The sequence below is a fragment of the Microbacterium sp. zg-B96 genome (genome assembly GCF_030246865.1).
GTDB lineage: Bacteria > Actinomycetota > Actinomycetes > Actinomycetales > Microbacteriaceae > Microbacterium.
The window spans coordinates 2,523,913-2,542,185 of the sequence record NZ_CP126738.1 but is presented as its reverse complement, the minus strand read 5'-3'; the positions used below and the strand labels follow the sequence as shown (position 1 = coordinate 2,542,185).

Genomic DNA, 18,273 nt, shown 5'->3' with positions numbered 1-18,273 from the left:
GTGCGTGAATTCGTGCGATATCAGAGCATGGTCCCGAGCCGGAGCGGTCGGTTCCCCGGCGTGTTCGCTCTCGCGAACGGCCTCGTCAATTCCGCGCTGCTGTCTCCCGACGATGCGATGTGGGTGCGGTCATCGAACGATCGAGCCAATGCCGCATACGCTGATCCGACGACCTTGGTCGCGAACTGCTACGACCCGATCGTGAATCCAGGAGCCCGCTCGTGGTTCAGATCCTCGGCGCAGGACCTCCTCGCGCTCACCCGCGGATACCTCGATCTTCTGGATCGTTACGAGGTCCGATGGGTTGAGTTACGGACGAACACGCCTGGCAGGATCACTTACGAAGACGATGTCCAGGTCGTCGCGGTCCCGTGCGCCTATCCCGATGGTTCGGTGTCTGACCGCTGACTCCCATGTTCAACTCGGATGCACCGGAAGACCTCGTTCACCGGTTCGCTCCAGACGTCCTGGTGTGTCAGCCTGTGGCCGGGAGGAACAGATGGCGAATCACAACGTGAACTCTGCCGAGGCGAAGGTGGTCGCGATCACGGGTGGATCCCGCGGGATAGGTGCGGCCATTGCCCGCCGACTCGCGGCCGACGGTTTTCGCGTAGCAATCGGATACCGCGCCGACGAGGCGAGCGCTGACGCGCTGGTCGACGAGATGCTCGCTCAGGGCTATGTCGCTCAGTCTTTTCTCGTCGACATCACCGACTTCGACTCGCTTGAGAGATTCCTTGACGGAGCGATTGAGATGGGCGAGTTGGTTGGCGTCGTTGGGAACGCGGGTGCTGTCCGCGCCGTGGGCGTTCTGACATCTCTCGATCCCTCCGAGATTCGTCGCGACATCGACGTCAACTTCCTCGGGCCCGTGCTGACCTGCCGCGCCGCCGCAACGCGTCTTGCCGACACCGGAGGATCAATCGTCCTCATCGGGTCAGCTGCCACAACGAGTGGCAGCCCGGGAACCTACGTTCACTATGCCGCCGCAAAGTCTGCCGTCGCGACGCTCACGGTCGGCCTCGCACGTGAACTTGCCTCCAGTGGAGTTCGCGTGAACTGCGTGGAACCCGGCACCATTTGGACCGACTTCCACGCCGACCCGGAGCGGCCAGCGAAAGTGGCCAGTTCCATCCCGCTCGGCCGAGCGGGAAGCCCCGAGGAAATCGCGGGAGCCGTGGCGTGGTTCCTGTCTGCGGATGCTGCGTATGCGACTGGCGCCGTGCTGAGAGTCGCCGGCGGTCTCTGACCTCGGCGCCCACGCCCGACGAGTCTCAGTCCGCCAGAAGCGATCGTTTGCGGCGATGGATGAAGGCACGCCGATCTGATGACTGCGGTTTCTTCGCCTCGACCGAGACGATTACCAGGGGCACGGGAGTCCGGTCGGAAAGAGATCGTCTGTTGCTACATCAACCGCCCAGAGCCTCTTTTCCGCCTCCTAGAATGCTCTCATGATTGCCCTGGGCATCCGACGCATCAAGCCGGAGCATCGCGCAGAACTACAGGCCTGGCTACTGCGGGTCAATACCGAGTTGCGAGACGAGGCGATAGCAACTCTCGTCGCCGAGGGAGTGACGCACGAGAAGGCTGTCATCGTGGACACGAGCGACGGCCCACTCCTGGTCTACGCGATGGAGACGAACGACCCTCAGCGCGCTGAGGAGGTGTCGAGTGCGTCCGAATCATGGCTGGATGCCGAGCATCGGAGAGTGATGCATCTTTCCGACGGTGGCGCCCCTAGTCGTCGGAAAGTACTAGATGTCTCAGCGCCTATCGACCTCTCCCGGTGAGGCTCCCCAACGAACAGCACATCGCCCTCAGGCAGACCGCCCGCGGAGCACGCCGACAAGCCTTGCCGAACCGGGGTTACGGGGCGCGTTACCGGCAGCTCACGAGAGCGCCCGGCAACGTCACCGCAAACGATCGTTACCGGTTGATAATCGGGGTGCCCTGGTGAAATCTCATGCGAGGCGCATCGCCCGCGGTATCCCGCGCACTGGTTCGTAGCGTGCTTCTCTGCCGCGCCGTATCTGGCGCAGACTCTCGGCCTCGGGGTCGTTGCCCTCGTACTTGCTTCCCGCGTGCGTGACGGCGCTGTGGAGGTGTTCCGCTCGGCGTGATCTGACCGTCCCTATACGAGCGGTATCGGGTCGAAGATCGGGGATTCGGCGGCGCGCTTCGGGACGCCTGCATTGCGGAGGAGCCGTAGGCGACTGGCCATACGGAAGGCATCGGGGCGCCGGGAGGCATCCGCGAGGAAGTCGTCGAGGTAGACGGCAGCGGAGAACCCGACCGGCACGTCCGCATCAACGAGGACGTCCACGAGGTTGATGAAACGCTGTTGAGCCTCGGGATCGGCGGCGCTGAATGCCGGCACCTCCGTTATCGACCAGCGGCTGAACTCGCGGGCCCATTGCAGGTATTCCACCGTTGACGTAGGCGTGCGGCATAACTGATCGAATGTCGCCGTCAGCTCGCCGTTGTCTGTCGAGGCCACCGGGAATGATCTTCCCCGCACGGTGACACTGCGCGGCTGGAACGACCTGAGCGGAGGTGTCGCTGTCGACCAGGTGCCCGCTGCGAAGCCGCGCGTGTGGTTGTGGGTGACCGTCCGGTAGTCAATGGGGCCGTTGAGCGGCCAGACCTCCATGTTGGCTTTGATCAGGGCGATGCCCGGCTCAAAAATGTGGTGCCAGATCGGGTTAGGCAGAAGGTCGTCGGGCGCGTAGTTCGATGTCGCCAGGACAGTCAGTCCTCGAGCGAACACGTGGTCGAGCAGCCGCGTGAGGAGGCGAGCGTCGCCGGAATCATGCACGTGCAGTTCGTCGAAGAAGAGAAGCCGGGTGCTCCCAGCCACGTCATCGATCGCGCGTTCCACAGCGTCGCGTTCACTCCGGTGATTGTGGATGCTGCGATGCAGCTCGTCGAAGAATCCGTGGAAGTGAACGCGCGTCTTCTGCTGGATCGGAAGCGCCGCGTAGAACGCATCGGCCAACCAGGACTTGCCTCGGCCGGCGTCGCCGTGCACGTAGAGGCTGCGCGCGGATCCCCGTCGGACCGAGCCTCCGGTCAGCTCGCCGCCCAGCACAGCGAGCCGATCCAATGTGGCGCGTTGGGCCGGATCGAGCGAGCACCCGTCAGCGGAGGCCGCTGCCGCTACGGCGCGAACGAGTTCGTCTGTCCGTTTCACGGTTCCAGCGTGGCACGCCCTGACGTCATGACAGCTGTCCGGGGCGCCCCGTCCACCCAGGACGCCCCGAAATGCTGGTCGGATGCGACGCCGCTGCCGGGCCCTAGGCTGGCGCGCATGTCGCTGCTTTCGATCGTCCGCTCCGCCGCGGGAGCGGCCCTGCTGCTCAACGCCGTGCCCCACGGGGTCAAGGCCCTGCAGGGGGAGCCGTTCCCCTCGCCGTTCGCCGACCCGCCGGGAGTGGGGATGTCGCGGCCCGCTGTCAACGTGGTGTGGAGCGCGATCAACGCCACCGCAGGCTCGCTGCTGCTCGGTCGCGGCGTGCGCACCGTCGGCGAACGCATCGCCGCGGGGCTCGGCGCGCTCGGCATGGCCTTCGTGCTCGCGGCGCAGTTCGGCGACGTGATGCGGGGCGGCACAGGCCTGGCAGGCAAACGCGTCAGGAGCTGACCCCTGTCCTCGCCCGTTGAATCTGACCCGGGCGGTGCGCAGACTGGCCCCATGGATTTCGAGGTCTCCGACTTGCTCCGGCTCGAGACCGCCGGCTGGCAGTCGCTGTGCGACGGCACGGGGGGCGACTTCTACGGGTCGGTGATGACAGACGACGGCGTCATGGTGCTCGCCGACGGAACGGTGCTCGACCGCGCACAGGTCATCGCCGCGCTGGCTGACGCCCCGGCCTGGTCGGCATACGAGATCACCGACGAGCGATTGGTCGAGCTCGGCCCGGATGCCGCGGCATTCGTCTACCGCGGCCGGGCCTTCCGCGCATCGGGCGGTCCGCCGTTCGACGCCGTGATGTCGAGCGTCTACGTGCGCCGGGAAGGAACGTGGCGCCTCGCCGTGTACCAGCAGACTGCGGTGCCAGACGAGGAGAGCGTCGAGCTCTGAGACGGATGCCGCCCGGGGCGGCGGTGCGGAGGTTGTCAACCCGTTCCGCCGCAGCGGGGATCACGGTGGGATGGCACTCATCCGCTGTCCAACGAAAGGACGCCCCATGGCTGACACGACCGAGCTTGAGAAGCTGAACGAGCTGCTCAAGAAGTTCCGCTTCGCGATGGTGACCACGCGGCAAGCCGACGGCAAGCTGACCGCGCACCCGTTGACCGTGCAAGAGACCGAGTCCGACGGCGACCTCTGGTTCGTCATCGGTCGTCACGCCGCCGCCGCCCAGCACGTGCTGCACGACCCCAAAGTGGGGGTCTCGTTCAGCTCCAACGACGCCTGGCTGTCGCTGGCCGGCACCGCCGAGATCGTCGATGACAAGGCCAAGTTGAAGGAGCAGTGGAACTCGGGGCTCGAAGCCTGGTTCCCGCAGGGTCCGGAGGATCCCGAGATCGTGCTGCTCAAGGTCAACGCCGAGAGCGGCGAGTACTGGGACAGCCCGGGCGGCCGAGTCGCGAGCGCGCTGGCATTCGTCAAGCACAAGGTCACCGGTGAGCGCCTCGAGGGCGAGAACGAGAAGTTCGATCTCACGTGACACGTCCGGTACGCGAGGAGGTCGGCCCCGGGCAGGAGTCGGTGTGGGACTATCCGCGACCGCCTCGCGTCGAACGTGTCGACCGGCGGGTGCGGATCGAGCTGGGCGGACAGCAGATCGTCGACACCCGCGACGTCGTACGGGTGCTTGAGACGAGTCATCCGCCGGTCTACTACCTGCCGATCGCCGATTTCGCGCCGGGGTCGCTCAGCCCAGGCCAGGGGACGTCATTCTGCGAGTTCAAGGGGGCCGCGCGCTATCTCGACGTGCAGGCAGGCGAGGTGATCCGTGCGGCGGCGGCGTGGAATTACCCTCGTCCCTCGCGCGGGTACGAGCTGCTCACCGATCGCGTCGCGGTGTACCCGCAGCCGATGGACCGGTGCCTCGTCGATGACGACGTCGTGGTGCCGCAGCCGGGCAGGTTCTACGGCGGGTGGATTACGCCCGACGTCGTCGGACCGTTCAAGGGCGCGCCCGGCTCCACCGGATGGTGACAGCAGTGGGGTGGATGCCGGCGACCGCGCGGCATCCACCCCTTCGTCGTCGTGATTACGCGGTCTGCGTTGCGGCGTCGCGCTTGGGCAGCACCCAGCCGGGACGCACGAAGTGGCAGGTGTAGCCGTTCGGGATGCGCTGCAGGTAGTCCTGGTGCTCGGGCTCGGCCTCCCAGAACGGGCCGGCCGGCTCAATCGTGGTGACGACCTTGGCGGGCCAGATCCCCGAGGCATCCACGTCGGCGATGGTCTCGCGCGCGATCTGCTCCTGTTCGGGGGTGAGCGGGAAGATCGCCGAGCGGTAGCTCGTGCCGATGTCGTTGCCCTGCCGGTTGAGGGTCGACGGGTCGTGGATCTGGAAGAAGAACGCCAGGATGTCGCGGTAGGTGGTCTTGGTGGGGTCGAAGACGATCTCGACTGCCTCGGCGTGACCGGGGTGGTGGCGGTAGGTGGGGTGGTCGTTCTGCCCGCCGGTGTAGCCGACGCGGGTGTCGAGCACTCCGGGCTGGCGGCGGATCAGGTCTTCGACGCCCCAGAAACAGCCGCCGGCGAGCACGGCGGTCTCGGTGCCGGGGGTGCGGGTGATGGCTCCGGTGTCGGTCATGATGCGTGCTCCTCGATGCTGTCGTGTCAGCGGCCCGGTAGGGCTCTTGAAGTATTTCAGGCTGTGCAGGCCGCTGGGCCGGGGTCGGTCATAGAGAGCAACGGATGCCGGTGCCGTTTTGGTCCCGTGAACCTGGGAGCGGGCTTTGAGTTGTGCTGGTCCGCCGGAGATCAGGTGGCGGATGCCTGCCAGCCGCCGGGGCCGAGCACGGCGGCGGACCGGGCGAATTGATCGAAGTACGCCCGCGAGACCAATTCGCGGCGGCTGGTCACGCCAGCCTTGTCGAACACCGACTTGAGGTGATCCTGCACGGTGTACGGCGACAGGTGCATCGCACCGGCGATCTCCCGGGTGTCGGCGCCGCGCAGCACCATCCCGACGACCTCGCGCTCGCGCACCGTCAGTCCGAAGGCGGCCGCGACGAGGTCGACGACCTCTTGCGGGCGGGCCTGCTCGATGGTCACGACCACGTCGCCGGCTCGGTCGCCGCTGCCGCCCAGGGGCGCGGCCTGCAGCACGAGCCACACGCCGTCGTGGCGGCGGACGCGTACGCGCGGCATCCGGTCGCTCTCGCTTCGCGTCAACCGGCGCGCGGCGCTGACCAGAGCCTGCACCGCCACCAGCGGGTCTCCCATTCCGGCGGCGGCGGACACCTGCCGCAGCTGCTGCTCGGCGGCGGGGCTCGATTGCACGATGCGATCGTGCGCGTCGATCACGACCACGGCGGGGCCGGCGGCGGGCGGTTCGTCGACGCTGCCCTGCTGGGCGAGCAGGCCGGTGCGGATGCCGCGGGTGAACGCAGGCGCAACCGCCGCGATGAAGGCGATCTCGTCGGGGGAGAACGGCGCGTCGTCGCTGCCCCGGAAGACAGCGAAGGCGCCCCAGCTGCCGTTGCGGTCCGTGAACACGGCCCGGGCTTCGTCGTGAAAGTCGAAGTGCGGCCGCAACAGCTGCGCCATGCGCGGGGAGCGCTCCACCTCGCCGGCAGTCGCCTCGTGCAGCCCGAGGGCGACCTCGCCAGCGGCGAGCATCGCGCTGTACGTGGTGGGGTCGTCGCCGCCGTACTCGATCTGCGCCCAGAGGATGTCCCCTTCATTGCGTCCGGTGAGCGCACCGAGCTTGGCGGTGCTGGACACCATCGCGGTGGCCGGGTCGAGCGTCGACAGGCAGGCTGCGACGAACGGGACTGCCGTCTGCAGGGCGGCGGCGGCCTCATCGGCGAAATGCAGCAGCGGCAACCCGGCGCGCGACATCACATCGATGTCGCTGCGGGCGCGCCCCAGGGCGAGTGCCGAGGCCATGCAGATCAGTGTGCTCGCGCCGCGTGGATTGCACCATCCCCCAGGTTTCTGGGAGTGACGAATTCCCTCCTGCACTGGGATGGTGGCGCCGCGGGGGCCTCGGCAGACTCGGCGTCGGCCCTATCCGTACGAGACAAAATCGGAAGAAGTTGAAATGACACTGCAAGACCAGCCCGTCGACACGCGTGCAACGCAGTTGCGGGACGCGCTCGGGGACCGGATCGTGCTCGCCGGCGACGCCGAGTACGACACCGCCCGCCTGCCCTGGAACGTCGTCGCCGACCAGCGCCCGTTCGCCGTCGCGCGGCCCGAGAGCGCCGAAGATGTCGTGGACGTCGTGCGCGCCGTCGCCGCCGCAGGGTTGCGCGTCGCGCCGCAGTCGACCGGTCACGCCGCCGGGGCGCTGTCATGGGCGGACCTATCCGACGTCGTGATCGTGAGCCTCGCGCGGCTGCGCGGCGTGACCGTCGACCCGGCCGTGCGCACCGCCCGGGTGCTCGGTGGATCGCACTGGAACGACGTGCTCGCCGCCAGCGCCCCGCACGGTCTCACCGCACTGCACGGCAGCGCGGGCGACGTTTCGGTCGTCGGCTACTCGCTCAACGGCGGAGTGTCGTTCTACGCCCGAGCGCACGGCCTGGCCGTGGGCAGCATACGCGAGGTGCAGCTGGTGACCGCCGACGGTGCGCTCGTGCGTGCGAGCGCCGACGAGCACAGCGACCTGTTCTGGGCGGTGCGCGGCGGATCCGGCGCGTTCGGCGTGGTCGTCTCGGTCGAGATCGACCTGCTGCCGTATCCCGACGTGTTCGCAGGGATGCTGCTGTGGGACGTGTCGCACGCAGCGCGCGTCTCGCACGCGTGGGCGCAGTGGACCGCGGCGGCGCCGGAGAGCGTGACCACAGCGCTGCGCATCCTGCACCTCCCGCCGATGCCCGAGCTGCCCCCGTTCCTGAGCGGGCGGTCGCTCGTCGTGATCGATGGAGCGATCCTGGAGACGGATGCCGCGGCATCCGCCCTGCTCGAGCCACTGCGTGCCCTGGCGCCCGAGATCGACACGTTCGCGCGCATTCCCGCCGCCGGCGTCGTGGAGATCCACATGGATCCGCCGACGCCCACCCCCGCCGTCTCGGCGCACGCCGTGCTCGATGGGCTGCCCGCCGGGGCCGTCGACGCGTTCGTCGCCGTCTCGGCCACGCCCGGACTGTTCGTCGCCGAACTGCGTCACATCGGGGGAGCCGCGGCGCGGCCGATTGCCGACGGCGGGGCATTGTCGGCGATCGCCGGCGAGTACGTCGTGCAAGGGCTCGCAATCGCGCCCACGCCGGAGAGCGTGCCGATGGTGGATGCCGCCGTGCGCGCGGCCGTCGCCGCGCTGGCGCCGTGGCACACCGGTGCGGTGGCGCTGACGTTCATCGATGTCGCCGACGCCGATGCCACCCCCGCCTACGGCGCGGGGCTGGAGCGGCTGCGGCAGCTGAAAGCCGAACACGACCCGCAGGGGGTGTTCGTGCCGGCGAGGCCGTTCTAGGCCGGTGCGCTCGGTCGTCGCGAACAGTCCTTCGCGGGGGGTTGCGGGGTCGGATGCGACGACCGAGCGCGCGGGCTTCGGCATCCACCCCGCTCGGTCGTCGCGAACGTCCCCTGCAGCGCGCTCGCGGGGGCCGGATGCGACGACCGAACCCGGCCCCGGTCACGATGATCCGTGCCTCGCAGAAGCTGCGCCGTACCGCCGCCTCCGGCTCCGTCGCGCTCGTGATCAGCTGACCGCTGGGTTCACTCGGCGACCTGGGGCACTCGCCCCAGTCGCACCAGGATCTCGAAGCGGTCGGGCACTCCCCAGTGCTCGACGATGCGGCCATCGCGCACGCGTGCGACGTCGATCACGGTGAAGCTCACCGGTCGCCCCGTCGCCGGTCCCAGGAACGGTCCGGTGTTCGTGGCCTCTGCTTCGGCGCGCACCCAGACGATGTCGTCGTGCTCGGCCCAGTCGGCGACCCGGAAGACGAGGTCGGGCATCGCGCGGTGCACGTCGGCGATGCCGCGCTTGACCTTCGCGATCGCCTCGGGGCCGCTGCCGGAGAGCCCGAACTGATGCTCGATGAGATCGGGCGAGCACAGCTCGTCGACGATGTCCTGATTGCCCGTGGCGAAGCCCTCGTGCAGCATCCGTTCGACCACCTGCAGGGCGGCCGATTCGATCCGTGTGGCATCCATGTCCTTGCCCCTCCGTTGGGTGCATTGGCTATGCATTCGATGCAGTAACACTGCAACGAATGCAGTAGCTAGTGTTGCTCTCGTGGAGCCGGACGTCAAGACCCATGGTTCGTCGTACCGCCAGGAGCAGGCGGAGGCGACCCGCGTGCGTATCGCGGAGGCCGCGCAGGGCCTGTTCGCGCGTGATGGCTACGCGGCGACGAGCATGGATGCCATCGCGAAAGAGGCCGGCGTCGGCAACCGCACCGTGTACGCCGCGTTCGGAGCCAAGCGCGAGATCCTCAACCTCATCTGCGAGCGCTGGCTGGAGCGCGCCGACGCTCGGGGGCTCGCCCGCGGCATCCTGGCCGAGCCCGACCCGGTCGCACGAGTGCGCGGCGCCGCGCACTGGCTCACGGTGCTGTACGCCACCGATTTCGACGTCGTGCGCATCCTCGATACCGCCATGGACGAGGATGCCGACACCCGCGCCGTGCTGCGCGCGAAGCTTCGCGGCCGCAACCGGGTGATGGACCAGCTGATCGCGTCGGTGGAGGAGTCGCTCGTGCAGCCGCTGGCGGATGCGCAGGCGATCTACCGGGCGTTCGCCGCGCCCGGGGTCTTCGGCGAACTCGTCGTCGACTCCGGCTGGGAGCCGGAGCGCTTCGAGGAGTGGCTCGCCGGCATGCTGGTGGCGCAACTGCTGCGCGCGACGCCGTGATGCGGCCCGCGTCTTCGGACCCGTCCAACCCGCGAACTACGATCGAAGCACCGACCAACCCGAGGAGTCCCTTCGTGCCTGCAGCCGCCGATGCGCTCGCCCATGCCGACGACCTGGCCGCGTTCGTCGCGTCGTCCCCGTCGAGCTTCCACGCCGCCGCCCATGTCGTCGAGCGACTGCTGGATGCCGGGTTCACGCTGCTGAACGAAGGCGAGTCGTGGCCGCACGTTGCAGGCGGTCGCTTCGTCGTCGTGCGCGACGGCGCGGCGATCGCGTGGGTCGTGCCGCAGGGCGCGACCGCGCAGACGCCGGTGCGGGTGTTCGGCGCGCACAGCGATTCGCCCGGGTTCAAGCTCAAGCCGCAGCCGACGACCGGCAAGCTCGGCTGGCTGCAGGCGGGCGTGGAGATCTACGGCGGCCCGCTGCTGAACTCGTGGCTCGACCGTGAGCTGCGCTTGGCCGGCCGGCTGGTGCTCGACGACGGCTCGTCGGTGCTGACGGCGACCGGCGCGCTGTTGCGACTGCCGCAGCTGGCGATCCACCTCGACCGCGAGGCCAACGACCACCTGGCCCTGGACAAGCAGACCCAGACCCAGCCGGTGTGGGGTCTGGGCGAAGCGGAATCCGCGGACATCCTCGGTGAGCTCGCGCGGGAGGCGGGGGTGGATGCCGCGCGAATCCGCGGCTACGACATCGTCACCGCCGACGCTGCCCGCGGCACCGTCTTCGGGCTCGACGACGTCTTCTTCGCGTCCGGGCGCCTGGACGATCTGGCATCCGTTCATGCCGGCGTCGTTGCGCTGGTGCGTGCCGCCGACGGGTTCGACGGCGACCACATCCCGATGCTCGCCGTGTTCGACCACGAAGAGGTCGGTTCGGGGACGCGGTCGGGGGCGGCGGGGCCCTTCCTCTCGGACGTGCTGGAGCGGGTGTGGATCGGGCTCGGCGCCGACCGCGAGGAGCAGCTGCGTGCGCTCGCTGCGAGCTGGTGCGTCTCGAGCGACGTCGGTCACGCCGTGCATCCCAACTACGCGCACAAGCACGACCCGGTGGTGCAGCCGAAGCTCGGGCAGGGTCCGATCCTGAAGATCAACGCGAACCAGCGCTACGCGACGGATGCCATGGGAGCGGCGGCCTGGAACGGCTGGTGCGCCGCCGCGGGAGTCGCCTCGCAGGAGTTCGTCTCGAACAACGCGGTGCCCTGCGGCTCGACGATCGGCCCGATCACCGCGACGCGGCTGGGCATGCGCACGGTGGACGTGGGCATCCCGATCCTGTCGATGCACTCCGCCCGCGAACTCGCCGGCGTGAGCGACCTGTGGGACCTGCAGCGCGTCGCGGAGGTCTTCTTCCGCGGCTGAGCCTCGCCGGGAGCGGGGCGCGCGGAGGTCACTCGCGGGGGAGCGGCTCGACCGCCGGCGCGGGGTCGGTGGCCAGCCGCGCGTGCAGTTCCACGTCGAAGCGGTCGTCGCCGTAGCGGAGCTTCGCGCGTTCGATCCCTTCGGCGATGAACCCGCCGCGGGTGGCGACGGCGCAGGATGCCGGATTGTTCACCCGGTGCCCGAGCTCCAGCCGGAAGAGGGCGCCGTCGGTGAACGCCCACTCCGCGGCGGCGACCACGGCGCGGACCGCCAAACCTCGACCGCGGAATCCGGATGCCAGCCAGTACGAAACCCACGCGGTGTTGTGCCGGGCATCGATGCGGGTGAGCGCGACGTTGCCGACCGGCAGCCCGGCGGCGACGATGACCCAGTTGCGCGTTGTGGCATCCGATCCGAGCGACTCCGCGATGAACGCGCCCGCCGCAGCGGGGGAACCCAGTCGATCGACGGGCAGCTGCGTCACGAGATCGGGCGTGGCGGTGACCGCGTCGACGAGTGCCGGTGCGTCGTCGGCGGTCCAGGCGCGCATCAACGTCGTCATCCGACCAGCGTATTGGGGGCGGGCCGGGACGGGCTCACGCGTCGGCGGTCACGCGCCACGCCAGCCCGGGATAGTCGATGACCATGCCGTTATGGTCCACCGTGATGTCGGACGTGAACTCCCCGTCGCCGGTGCGATAGCGCACCTTGCGCTCGACGCCGTCGTAGTGCGAGCTGTACAGCTGCTCCTTGCGCAGCACCCGCAGCGTCGGCACTTCGACCCACGCCATGGCCAGCCGGGTCTCGTCGTGATCGCTGCGATGCAGGTCGAGTCGGCGGATCGGCATGACGTTCGTCACGGGACACAGCCCCAGGTCGCAGTCCACCGCATCGTGCAGGTCCACGTCGGGGCCGATGCCCGGCGCGGGCAGGTCGACGGTCCCGGTCTGCGCGACGGTCGAACGCCACTCGCCCGCGCTGTCGCGCCGCAGGTCGAGGGAGCGCGACCAGCCCTTCCCGAGAACCCGCACTCGCAGGTGTTGCGTCAGCCAGCCCTCGCCCACGTCAAGCGTCCACGACAGGGTGTACTGCCGCGTGACCGAGGAGCCGTGCGCCCGCATCGCGGCGGGCCGGAACCGCACATAGGCGGTGTCGATGCGCGACGGGTCGTCCTCACCGCGCCATTGGTATCGCTCGCTGTCCACGCATCCGGTCTACCTGGTGCCCTGTTGCGGGGCAATGGCCTTGCGTGGCGACGGATACCGGGTCATACGGCGCCGCGCGGCAGCGTCATGCGCACCTGCAGCCCACCCTCGCGCAGCGCGGTGATCTGCAACTGGCCGCCGTGCGTCCGCACCACCGACGCGACGATCGCGAGCCCCAGCCCCGCCCCCTCCTCCCCGGTGGGGCGGGCACGCCCCGCGCCGCGGACGAACGGCTCGGTCAGCGTCTGCGCCACCGCCGGATCGATGACCGGTCCGGTGTTCGACACCGTCAGCACGGCGGCACCGCCCGGTGCGGTATCGGTCGACAACGCCAGCCGCCCACCCTCGGGCAGGTTGTGCACGAGGGCGTTCTGTACGAGGTTCGCCACAGCGCGGGTCAGCAGGCCGCGGTTGCCGTAGGCGGATGCCGCGTGCAGCGCCTCCTCGATGTGCACCGTGCCCGCGCCGCGCGAGCCCTCTCTCACGTCGTCGAGGACTTCCGCGACGAGCGTGGCGAGGTCGACCGGCTCCTTCGCGACGTCGCCGCGACCGGCGCGCGCGAGCAGCAGCAGCGCCTCGGTGCTCGCGATCGCCCGCTCGTTGGTCGCGGCGATGCGCTGCAACACCAGGTCGATGTCGCGCCCCTCGGGGTCGGCCTGCGCGACCTCGACCATCGTGCGGATGATCGCGTGCGGGGTGCGCAGCTCGTGCGACGCGTTCGCGGCGAACCGGCGTTCCTCTTCGATCGTGTGCTGCACGCGGTCGAGCATTCCGTCGAAGGCATCCGCGAGGTCGGTCAGCTCGTCGCGCCGCCCGGGCAGGTTCACCCGATCGTCGAATCCGGCATCGCCGGCACGCTGGACGACCTTGGCGATGCGGTCGATGGGCGCCAGCATCCATCCCGCGAGGAACCAGCCGCCGGCCAGGCCGATGACGACCAACAGCGCCAGTGCCCAGCCCGCGTAGCGGACGAACACGTCCATCAGGTCGCTTCGGTCGGGCACCCAGCCGCCCTCGAGCAGCGTGAGGTTGCCCTCGGGCACGAACCGCAGCAGCAGCACCCCGACCGCGAAGAGCGCGAGTCCCGCGATCAGCAGGAACACTGCATAGCTCAGGGTGAGCTTGACGCGTACGGACGGGCCGGGCAGGCGCGGCGTCACGATGCGGCATCCGTCATGCGATACCCGACGCCGGGGACCGTGTCGATCACCCACGGCTCGCCGAGCCGCTTTCGCAGTGACGAGATGGTGATGCGCACGGCGTTGGTGAAGGGGTCGGCGTTCTCGTCCCAGGCCCGTTCGAGCAGGTCTTCGGCGCTGACCACGCCGCCGGCGGCGTTCATCAGCACCTCGAGCACGGCGAACTGCTTGCGCGAGAGCGCGACGTAGTGACCGTCGCGGTAGACCTCGCGGCGGAAGGGGTCCAAGCGGATGCCGGCGAGCTCGAGCACCGGCGGGTTCCCCACCGCCGGGCGTCGCCCGAGGGCGCGCAGGCGCAGCACCAGCTCGCGCAACGCGAACGGTTTGGTGAGGTAGTCGTCGGCGCCGGATTCGAACCCGGCCTGCTTGTCGTCGAGCCGGTCGGCGGCGGTGAGCATGAGGATGCGGGGGCCGCCGGGCGTGGCCGACAGCCGCCGGGCGATCTCGTCGCCGTTGGGGCCGGGGATGTCGCGGTCGAGCACGACCACGTCGTAGCTGTTGACCGCCAGCTGCTCCAGCGCGGTGTTGCCGTCGCCGGCGATGTCTGCGGCGATCGCCTCGAGCCGCAGCCCATCGCGGATGGCCTCGGCGAGGAACGGTTCGTCCTCGACGATCAGCACCCGCATGCGCCCATCGTAGGTGCGCCGGTGTATCGGGAGTGTCTGAGTTTTCGGCGACGCCCTGGCAACACGCGCCCGCGTGGGATGGGTGTCATGTTCCAGAGCACCCAGCGCCCCGTGCGCCGCCGCCAGACCGTCGTCATTGCGTCCCTCATCCTCGTGATCGTCGCGGTGCTGCTGAGTCTGGCGATGCTGTCGCCCATCCTGTGGGGTCCGATGAAGGCGGCGCTGCACACGCCCGGCGAGGCCGACGGCCGGCTCGCCGACGGCATCTCGGTGACGCTCGACGCGACGCACCTGCCGGCGATCTCGAGGCTCGACCCGGAGCTGCGGGAAGCGATGCTGCGGGCCGAGACGGATGCCGCCGCAGACGGCGTCACGTTCGAGATCACGAGCGGCTGGCGCAGCGCCGAGCTGCAGCAGTGGATGCTCGACGAGCGCATCGAACTGTGGGCCGATGAGGAGTTGGCGCGCCAGTTCGTCGCGACGCCGGAAAACTCGCACCACGTCACCGGGGACGCCGTCGACATCGCGTCGCTCGATGCGCAGCTATGGCTGATCGACAACGGATCCCGGTACGGGCTATGCCAGACGTACTCGAACGAGCGGTGGCACTTCGAACTCGCGACAGAGCCCGGGGGAGTGTGCCCGACGATGCTGCCGGATGCCGCGGGGTGAGATGCTCAGCCGACCCAGCTGGGATCGCTCAGCAGCTCCTGCAGTTCGTTGACCAGCCGTGCAACGTGGAACCCGTCGGCTGCGGCGTGGTTCATCTGCACGGCGAGTGGCAGCATCGTGCGCCCGTCGCGGTCGACGTAGCGGCCGAGCGTGAAGATCGGAGCGAGGTGATCCTCGTCGCCGCGGATGTTCAGGTTGAAGCCGGTGAACGACGCCCAGGGCAGGGACGAGATGTCGAACGCGTTGGGCGGGGGAGCGCCCTGCGGGAAGAACTCCGTCGCGTTGCGGTGCTCGGCGACCACCAGAGCTGCAGCCTCGTGGAACGCCGCGAAATCGGGGTCGTGGGGCGCCCAGACGCACGAGAACGTCTCGCGCTCGGCGTTGAAGACGGTGAACGCCGGGTGCGCGCGGGACCAGATTGCCGGCTCGCCGTGGTCGTCCAGGTGCATCCGAAACTCGTCGTAACGGTTGACCAGCGTCGCGAGCGCCCAGATCTGAGCGAGGTACGTCTTGCGTGATGAGGCCTGCAACGCGGCGACGAAGGCGGTCGCATCCAGCTCCACTGTCATCGAGTAGGTGCAGGCATTCTGGCGGTAGTGCTCGAAGTGTTGGCGCCGATGCCACGTGTCGAGGGCGATAGGGGTCGAGGCATCCATCCGTTCATCCTTGCAGTGGCCGGGTTCGGTGCCGGATACGCGCCCCAAACGCGGGGTATCGCGGGTTCGATGCCGGATACGCGCCCCAAACGCGGGGTACCGCGATCGCACGAGCCCCTGTTGCATCCGCCGTGAACGATATATCGTCAGGTATCGGTGAGACTCGCCGACAGTAAGAGGGGGACCATCATGAACGGTTCATTCGGTACGGGCGGCTTCGGCGGAAGCGGCAGCGGCGGAGCCAGCGGTTTCGGCGGCGCAGGCTCGCACGGCTTCGGCATCGGCGACCTCGGCCAGGGCGTGTGGGACGCGGTCGACCAGCTGCGCCGCGCATTCGAACCCCGCCCGAGCGGCACCAGCCGCATGGGACGCGGCGACGTGCGCACCGCGGTACTCGCGCTGCTCGCGGAGCGCCCGATGCATGGCTACCAGATCATCCAGGAGATCGAGGAGCGCAGCGGCGGCTCGTGGAAGCCCAGCGCCGGCAGCGTCTACCCGACCCTGCAACTGCTTGCCGACGAGGGCCTGATCACCGCGGAAGAGGCGGGCGGTCGCAAGACCTACGCCCTCACCGAGGCCGGGCACATCGAAGCGGATGCCGCTGCAGGCAAGTCCGCGCCCTGGGAGAGCACCACCAAGGAGAACGTCCGCGTCACCGCTCTGCCGAAGGCCGGCATGGACCTGGCTCAGGCCGCCGCTCAGGTCGGCCGCTCGGGCACGCCCGAGCAGGTGCAGGAAGCCGTCGAGATTCTCAACGAGGCCCGGCGCCGGCTGTACGCCCTTCTCGCACAGAGCTGATCCGCGTGACGACGGAGCGCCGGGAACCGCACGCGAGCGTTCCCGGCGTGGGGAGCATGCGCGCTCGCCGCGGGCGCATCCTGCGCTTCGCCGCGCGCTACATGCTGCAGTCGTGGTGGTACGAGCTGTTCCTGCCGCGCCTCGGGCTGGCACGGGTGACGGCGCGCAGCCGCGCGGCGCGCATGACGCGCATCGCGGAGCGCTTCCACGTGCTGGCGGTCGAACTCGGCGGCCTGATGATCAAGGTCGGTCAGTTCCTGTCGTCGCGCCTGGACGTGCTGCCGCCCGAGATCACCAAGCAGCTCGAGGGGCTGCAGGACGAGGTGCCGCCGGTGCCGTTCCCGGCGATCCGGGAGCTTGCCGAAGCCGAACTCGGGGTGTCGCTCGACCGCGCCTACGCCTGGTTCGACGAGGTGCCGGTGGCTGCGGCATCCCTCGGTCAGGCCCATCGCGCCGGGCTCGCGCCGCTGGATGCCGAAGTGCTGGGCTCCGACGCGGTCGTGGTGAAAGTGCAGCGGCCCGGCATCCAGCAGGTCGTCGACGTCGACCTGAAAGCGCTGCGCAGGGTCGCGGTGTGGCTCAGCCGCGTGCAGGCCGTCTCGCGTCGCGTGGACATGCCCGCCCTCGTCGAGGAGTTCGCCCTGACGAGCCTCGCCGAGATCGACTACATGCTCGAGGCCCAGAACGCCGTGCGGTTCGCCGAGAACGCCGTCGGCGACCCGCGCGTGACGGTACCCGAGGTGGTGTGGGAGCGCACCACCCGGCGGGTGCTGACACTGTCGGATGTCACCGCGATCAAGATCAACGACGTCGCGGGGCTGCGCGCGGCCGGCATCGACCCGAGCGAGGTGGCCAACGTCTTCGCGTCGGTGATGTTCGGGCAGCTCTTCGGCGACGGGTTCTTCCACGCCGACCCGCACCCCGGCAACATCTTCGTCACGCCCGTGCTCGCTTCGGACAATGGGACGGATGCCGCGGGGTCGCGGCCGTTCCAGCTGACTTTCGTCGACTTCGGGATGATGGGCGAAGTGTCGGAGTCGCTGCGCCGCGGCCTGCGCCGGCTCGTGATCGCCGTCGCCGCGCGCGACGGTAAGGGGCTGGTGGACAACATCGGCGACGTCGGCGTGCTGCTGCCGTCGGCCGACACCCGCGAGCTCGAGCGCGCGATGACGCAGCTGTTCGCGCGTTTCGGCGGCATGGGGTTCGCGGAGCTGCAGCAGGTGGATCCGAAGGAGTTCCGCGACTTCGCCGTGGAGTTCGGCGACGTCGTGCGCGAGATGCCGTTCCAGCTGCCGGAGAACTTTCTGCTGATCATACGGTCGATGTCGCTGGTTTCGGGGGTGTGCAGCTCGCTGAACCCCGCCTTCAACATCTGGGAGGCGATCGAGCCGTTCGCCGGTCAGCTGATGCGCGACGAGCAGGGCAACCTCGTGCAGGACGTGATGAAGCAGGCGGGCTCGGCGCTGTCGGTCGCTGCCGCGCTGCCGGGGCGTCTGGACGCGTTCATCGATCGGATCGAGTCGGGTGGGCTCGCGGTCGAGACGCCGCGGATCGACCGGCGCCTGGCGCGGCTGGAGCGCGCGGCGCGGCGGATCATTTCGGCGGTCCTGTTCGGGGCGCTGCTGGTGGGCGGCGCGCTGCTGCGGGGGACGGATGAGGTGTTCGGGATCGTGCTGATGTGGGCGTCGGTGCTGCCGCTGCTGCACGCCGTGTTCGCCGGGTGGCTCGGCGGCGGCGGGTCGCGCGGGGCGGGTTAGCGGAGCTCGCGCGGGT

The 18,273-nt window shown here is 69.3% G+C and carries 22 protein-coding genes; 13 read left to right on the top strand and 9 right to left on the bottom strand.

What is annotated here, in order from left to right:
• The 3 genes from QNO11_RS11945 to QNO11_RS11935 all read left to right on the top strand — a co-directional run bounded on the left by QNO11_RS11945 (position 1) and on the right by QNO11_RS11935 (position 1,790).
• The gene (locus QNO11_RS11945) at positions 1 to 408 is read left to right on the top strand and encodes a hypothetical protein (RefSeq protein WP_257508062.1); all 408 of its coding nucleotides are present in this window, start codon (positions 1 to 3) and stop codon (positions 406 to 408) included.
• Between the two features lie 106 nt (positions 409 to 514).
• A complete protein-coding gene (locus QNO11_RS11940; RefSeq protein ID WP_257508063.1) occupies positions 515 to 1,249 on the top strand; it encodes an SDR family NAD(P)-dependent oxidoreductase in 735 nt (244 codons plus the stop codon).
• Positions 1,250 to 1,451: 202 nt separating this feature from the next.
• Complete coding sequence (locus tag QNO11_RS11935) at positions 1,452 to 1,790, top strand: DUF6176 family protein (RefSeq protein ID WP_257508064.1); 339 nt, start codon at positions 1,452 to 1,454, stop codon at positions 1,788 to 1,790.
• Between the two features lie 341 nt (positions 1,791 to 2,131).
• Here the strand turns inward: QNO11_RS11935 and zapE are convergent, their stop codons facing one another.
• Complete coding sequence (zapE, locus tag QNO11_RS11930; protein WP_257508065.1) at positions 2,132 to 3,190, bottom strand: cell division protein ZapE; 1,059 nt, start codon at positions 3,188 to 3,190, stop codon at positions 2,132 to 2,134.
• Positions 3,191 to 3,307: 117 nt separating this feature from the next.
• Here zapE and QNO11_RS11925 point away from each other — a divergent pair, with 117 nt between their 5' ends.
• The 4 genes from QNO11_RS11925 (at position 3,308) to QNO11_RS11910 (ending at position 5,164) form a co-directional block, all read left to right on the top strand.
• A complete protein-coding gene (locus tag QNO11_RS11925) occupies positions 3,308 to 3,640 on the top strand; it encodes a hypothetical protein (RefSeq protein ID WP_257508066.1) in 333 nt (110 codons plus the stop codon).
• A gap of 51 nt (positions 3,641 to 3,691) precedes the next feature.
• Positions 3,692 to 4,081, top strand: coding sequence for a nuclear transport factor 2 family protein (locus QNO11_RS11920; protein WP_257508067.1), 390 nt, complete (start codon positions 3,692 to 3,694; stop codon positions 4,079 to 4,081).
• Between the two features lie 106 nt (positions 4,082 to 4,187).
• Positions 4,188 to 4,670, top strand: coding sequence for a pyridoxamine 5'-phosphate oxidase family protein (locus QNO11_RS11915; RefSeq protein WP_257508068.1), 483 nt, complete (start codon positions 4,188 to 4,190; stop codon positions 4,668 to 4,670).
• Positions 4,667 to 5,164 carry a DUF427 domain-containing protein gene (locus QNO11_RS11910; RefSeq protein ID WP_257508069.1) on the top strand — a complete coding sequence of 166 codons (498 nt, stop codon included), beginning with the start codon at positions 4,667 to 4,669 and terminating at the stop codon, positions 5,162 to 5,164. Before QNO11_RS11915 ends, QNO11_RS11910 begins: the two co-directional genes overlap by 4 nt.
• A gap of 55 nt (positions 5,165 to 5,219) precedes the next feature.
• Here QNO11_RS11910 and msrA read toward each other — a convergent pair whose 3' ends face one another.
• Entirely contained in the window at positions 5,220 to 5,768 is a 549-nt protein-coding gene (gene msrA, locus QNO11_RS11905; protein ID WP_257508070.1) for a peptide-methionine (S)-S-oxide reductase MsrA, read from the bottom strand.
• Positions 5,769 to 5,938: 170 nt separating this feature from the next.
• Complete coding sequence (locus tag QNO11_RS11900) at positions 5,939 to 7,069, bottom strand: helix-turn-helix transcriptional regulator (RefSeq protein WP_257508071.1); 1,131 nt, start codon at positions 7,067 to 7,069, stop codon at positions 5,939 to 5,941.
• A gap of 154 nt (positions 7,070 to 7,223) precedes the next feature.
• Between QNO11_RS11900 and QNO11_RS11895 the strand changes: the two genes are divergently transcribed.
• Positions 7,224 to 8,597: an FAD-binding oxidoreductase gene (locus QNO11_RS11895; RefSeq protein WP_257508072.1), complete on the top strand. Its 1,374-nt coding sequence runs from the start codon at positions 7,224 to 7,226 to the stop codon at positions 8,595 to 8,597.
• Between the two features lie 245 nt (positions 8,598 to 8,842).
• Here the strand turns inward: QNO11_RS11895 and QNO11_RS11890 are convergent, their stop codons facing one another.
• Positions 8,843 to 9,283: an ester cyclase gene (locus tag QNO11_RS11890; protein ID WP_257508073.1), complete on the bottom strand. Its 441-nt coding sequence runs from the start codon at positions 9,281 to 9,283 to the stop codon at positions 8,843 to 8,845.
• Between the two features lie 82 nt (positions 9,284 to 9,365).
• On the opposite strand from QNO11_RS11890, the gene QNO11_RS11885 reads away from it, so the two are divergent.
• Together QNO11_RS11885 and QNO11_RS11880 are read left to right on the top strand one after the other, a co-directional pair.
• A complete protein-coding gene (locus tag QNO11_RS11885) occupies positions 9,366 to 9,983 on the top strand; it encodes a TetR/AcrR family transcriptional regulator (RefSeq protein ID WP_257508074.1) in 618 nt (205 codons plus the stop codon).
• A 74-nt stretch (positions 9,984 to 10,057) separates the two neighbouring features.
• Complete coding sequence (locus QNO11_RS11880) at positions 10,058 to 11,344, top strand: M18 family aminopeptidase (RefSeq protein ID WP_257508075.1); 1,287 nt, start codon at positions 10,058 to 10,060, stop codon at positions 11,342 to 11,344.
• Between the two features lie 28 nt (positions 11,345 to 11,372).
• On the opposite strand, the gene QNO11_RS11875 is transcribed toward QNO11_RS11880, so the two are convergent.
• The 4 genes from QNO11_RS11875 to QNO11_RS11860 form a co-directional block, all read right to left on the bottom strand.
• A complete protein-coding gene (locus QNO11_RS11875) occupies positions 11,373 to 11,906 on the bottom strand; it encodes a GNAT family N-acetyltransferase (protein ID WP_257508076.1) in 534 nt (177 codons plus the stop codon).
• 34 nt (positions 11,907 to 11,940) lie between these two features.
• Positions 11,941 to 12,549, bottom strand: a complete 609-nt coding sequence (locus QNO11_RS11870) for a putative glycolipid-binding domain-containing protein (RefSeq protein WP_257508077.1) — start codon at positions 12,547 to 12,549, stop codon at positions 11,941 to 11,943.
• 62 nt (positions 12,550 to 12,611) lie between these two features.
• A complete protein-coding gene (locus tag QNO11_RS11865; RefSeq protein ID WP_257508078.1) occupies positions 12,612 to 13,709 on the bottom strand; it encodes a sensor histidine kinase in 1,098 nt (365 codons plus the stop codon).
• Positions 13,706 to 14,374, bottom strand: coding sequence for a response regulator transcription factor (locus QNO11_RS11860; RefSeq protein WP_257508079.1), 669 nt, complete (start codon positions 14,372 to 14,374; stop codon positions 13,706 to 13,708). Before QNO11_RS11860 ends, QNO11_RS11865 begins: the two co-directional genes overlap by 4 nt.
• Positions 14,375 to 14,461: 87 nt before the next feature.
• Here QNO11_RS11860 and QNO11_RS11855 point away from each other — a divergent pair, with 87 nt between their 5' ends.
• Positions 14,462 to 15,046, top strand: coding sequence for a M15 family metallopeptidase (locus QNO11_RS11855; protein WP_257508080.1), 585 nt, complete (start codon positions 14,462 to 14,464; stop codon positions 15,044 to 15,046).
• A gap of 5 nt (positions 15,047 to 15,051) precedes the next feature.
• On the opposite strand, the gene QNO11_RS11850 is transcribed toward QNO11_RS11855, so the two are convergent.
• A complete protein-coding gene (locus tag QNO11_RS11850) occupies positions 15,052 to 15,702 on the bottom strand; it encodes a CatA-like O-acetyltransferase (RefSeq protein ID WP_257508081.1) in 651 nt (216 codons plus the stop codon).
• A gap of 189 nt (positions 15,703 to 15,891) precedes the next feature.
• Here QNO11_RS11850 and QNO11_RS11845 point away from each other — a divergent pair, with 189 nt between their 5' ends.
• Together QNO11_RS11845 and QNO11_RS11840 are read left to right on the top strand one after the other, a co-directional pair.
• The gene (locus QNO11_RS11845; protein WP_257508082.1) at positions 15,892 to 16,500 is read left to right on the top strand and encodes a PadR family transcriptional regulator; all 609 of its coding nucleotides are present in this window, start codon (positions 15,892 to 15,894) and stop codon (positions 16,498 to 16,500) included.
• Positions 16,501 to 16,556: 56 nt separating this feature from the next.
• Positions 16,557 to 18,257 (top strand): ABC1 kinase family protein, encoded by a 1,701-nt coding sequence (locus tag QNO11_RS11840; protein WP_257508735.1) that lies wholly within the window; start codon positions 16,557 to 16,559, stop codon positions 18,255 to 18,257.
• Positions 18,258 to 18,273 lie beyond the last annotated feature (16 nt).

Bases quoted from the DNA above. Each gene is read 5' to 3' on its own strand.
- QNO11_RS11920 (WP_257508067.1), top strand. From the start codon at position 3,692: ATGGATTTCGAGGTCTCCGACTTGCTCCGGCTCGAGACCGCCGGCTGG.
- QNO11_RS11855 (WP_257508080.1), top strand. From the start codon at position 14,462: ATGTTCCAGAGCACCCAGCGCCCCGTGCGCCGCCGCCAGACCGTCGTC.
- QNO11_RS11840 (WP_257508735.1), top strand. From the start codon at position 16,557: ATGCGCGCTCGCCGCGGGCGCATCCTGCGCTTCGCCGCGCGCTACATG.
- QNO11_RS11875 (WP_257508076.1), bottom strand. From the start codon at position 11,906: ATGACGACGTTGATGCGCGCCTGGACCGCCGACGACGCACCGGCACTC.
- QNO11_RS11900 (WP_257508071.1), bottom strand. From the start codon at position 7,069: ATGGCCTCGGCACTCGCCCTGGGGCGCGCCCGCAGCGACATCGATGTG.
- QNO11_RS11850 (WP_257508081.1), bottom strand. From the start codon at position 15,702: ATGGATGCCTCGACCCCTATCGCCCTCGACACGTGGCATCGGCGCCAA.
- QNO11_RS11915 (WP_257508068.1), top strand. From the start codon at position 4,188: ATGGCTGACACGACCGAGCTTGAGAAGCTGAACGAGCTGCTCAAGAAG.
- QNO11_RS11845 (WP_257508082.1), top strand. From the start codon at position 15,892: ATGAACGGTTCATTCGGTACGGGCGGCTTCGGCGGAAGCGGCAGCGGC.
- QNO11_RS11895 (WP_257508072.1), top strand. From the start codon at position 7,224: ATGACACTGCAAGACCAGCCCGTCGACACGCGTGCAACGCAGTTGCGG.
- QNO11_RS11925 (WP_257508066.1), top strand. From the start codon at position 3,308: ATGTCGCTGCTTTCGATCGTCCGCTCCGCCGCGGGAGCGGCCCTGCTG.
- QNO11_RS11890 (WP_257508073.1), bottom strand. From the start codon at position 9,283: ATGGATGCCACACGGATCGAATCGGCCGCCCTGCAGGTGGTCGAACGG.
- QNO11_RS11860 (WP_257508079.1), bottom strand. From the start codon at position 14,374: ATGCGGGTGCTGATCGTCGAGGACGAACCGTTCCTCGCCGAGGCCATC.
- QNO11_RS11935 (WP_257508064.1), top strand. From the start codon at position 1,452: ATGATTGCCCTGGGCATCCGACGCATCAAGCCGGAGCATCGCGCAGAA.
- msrA (WP_257508070.1), bottom strand. From the start codon at position 5,768: ATGACCGACACCGGAGCCATCACCCGCACCCCCGGCACCGAGACCGCC.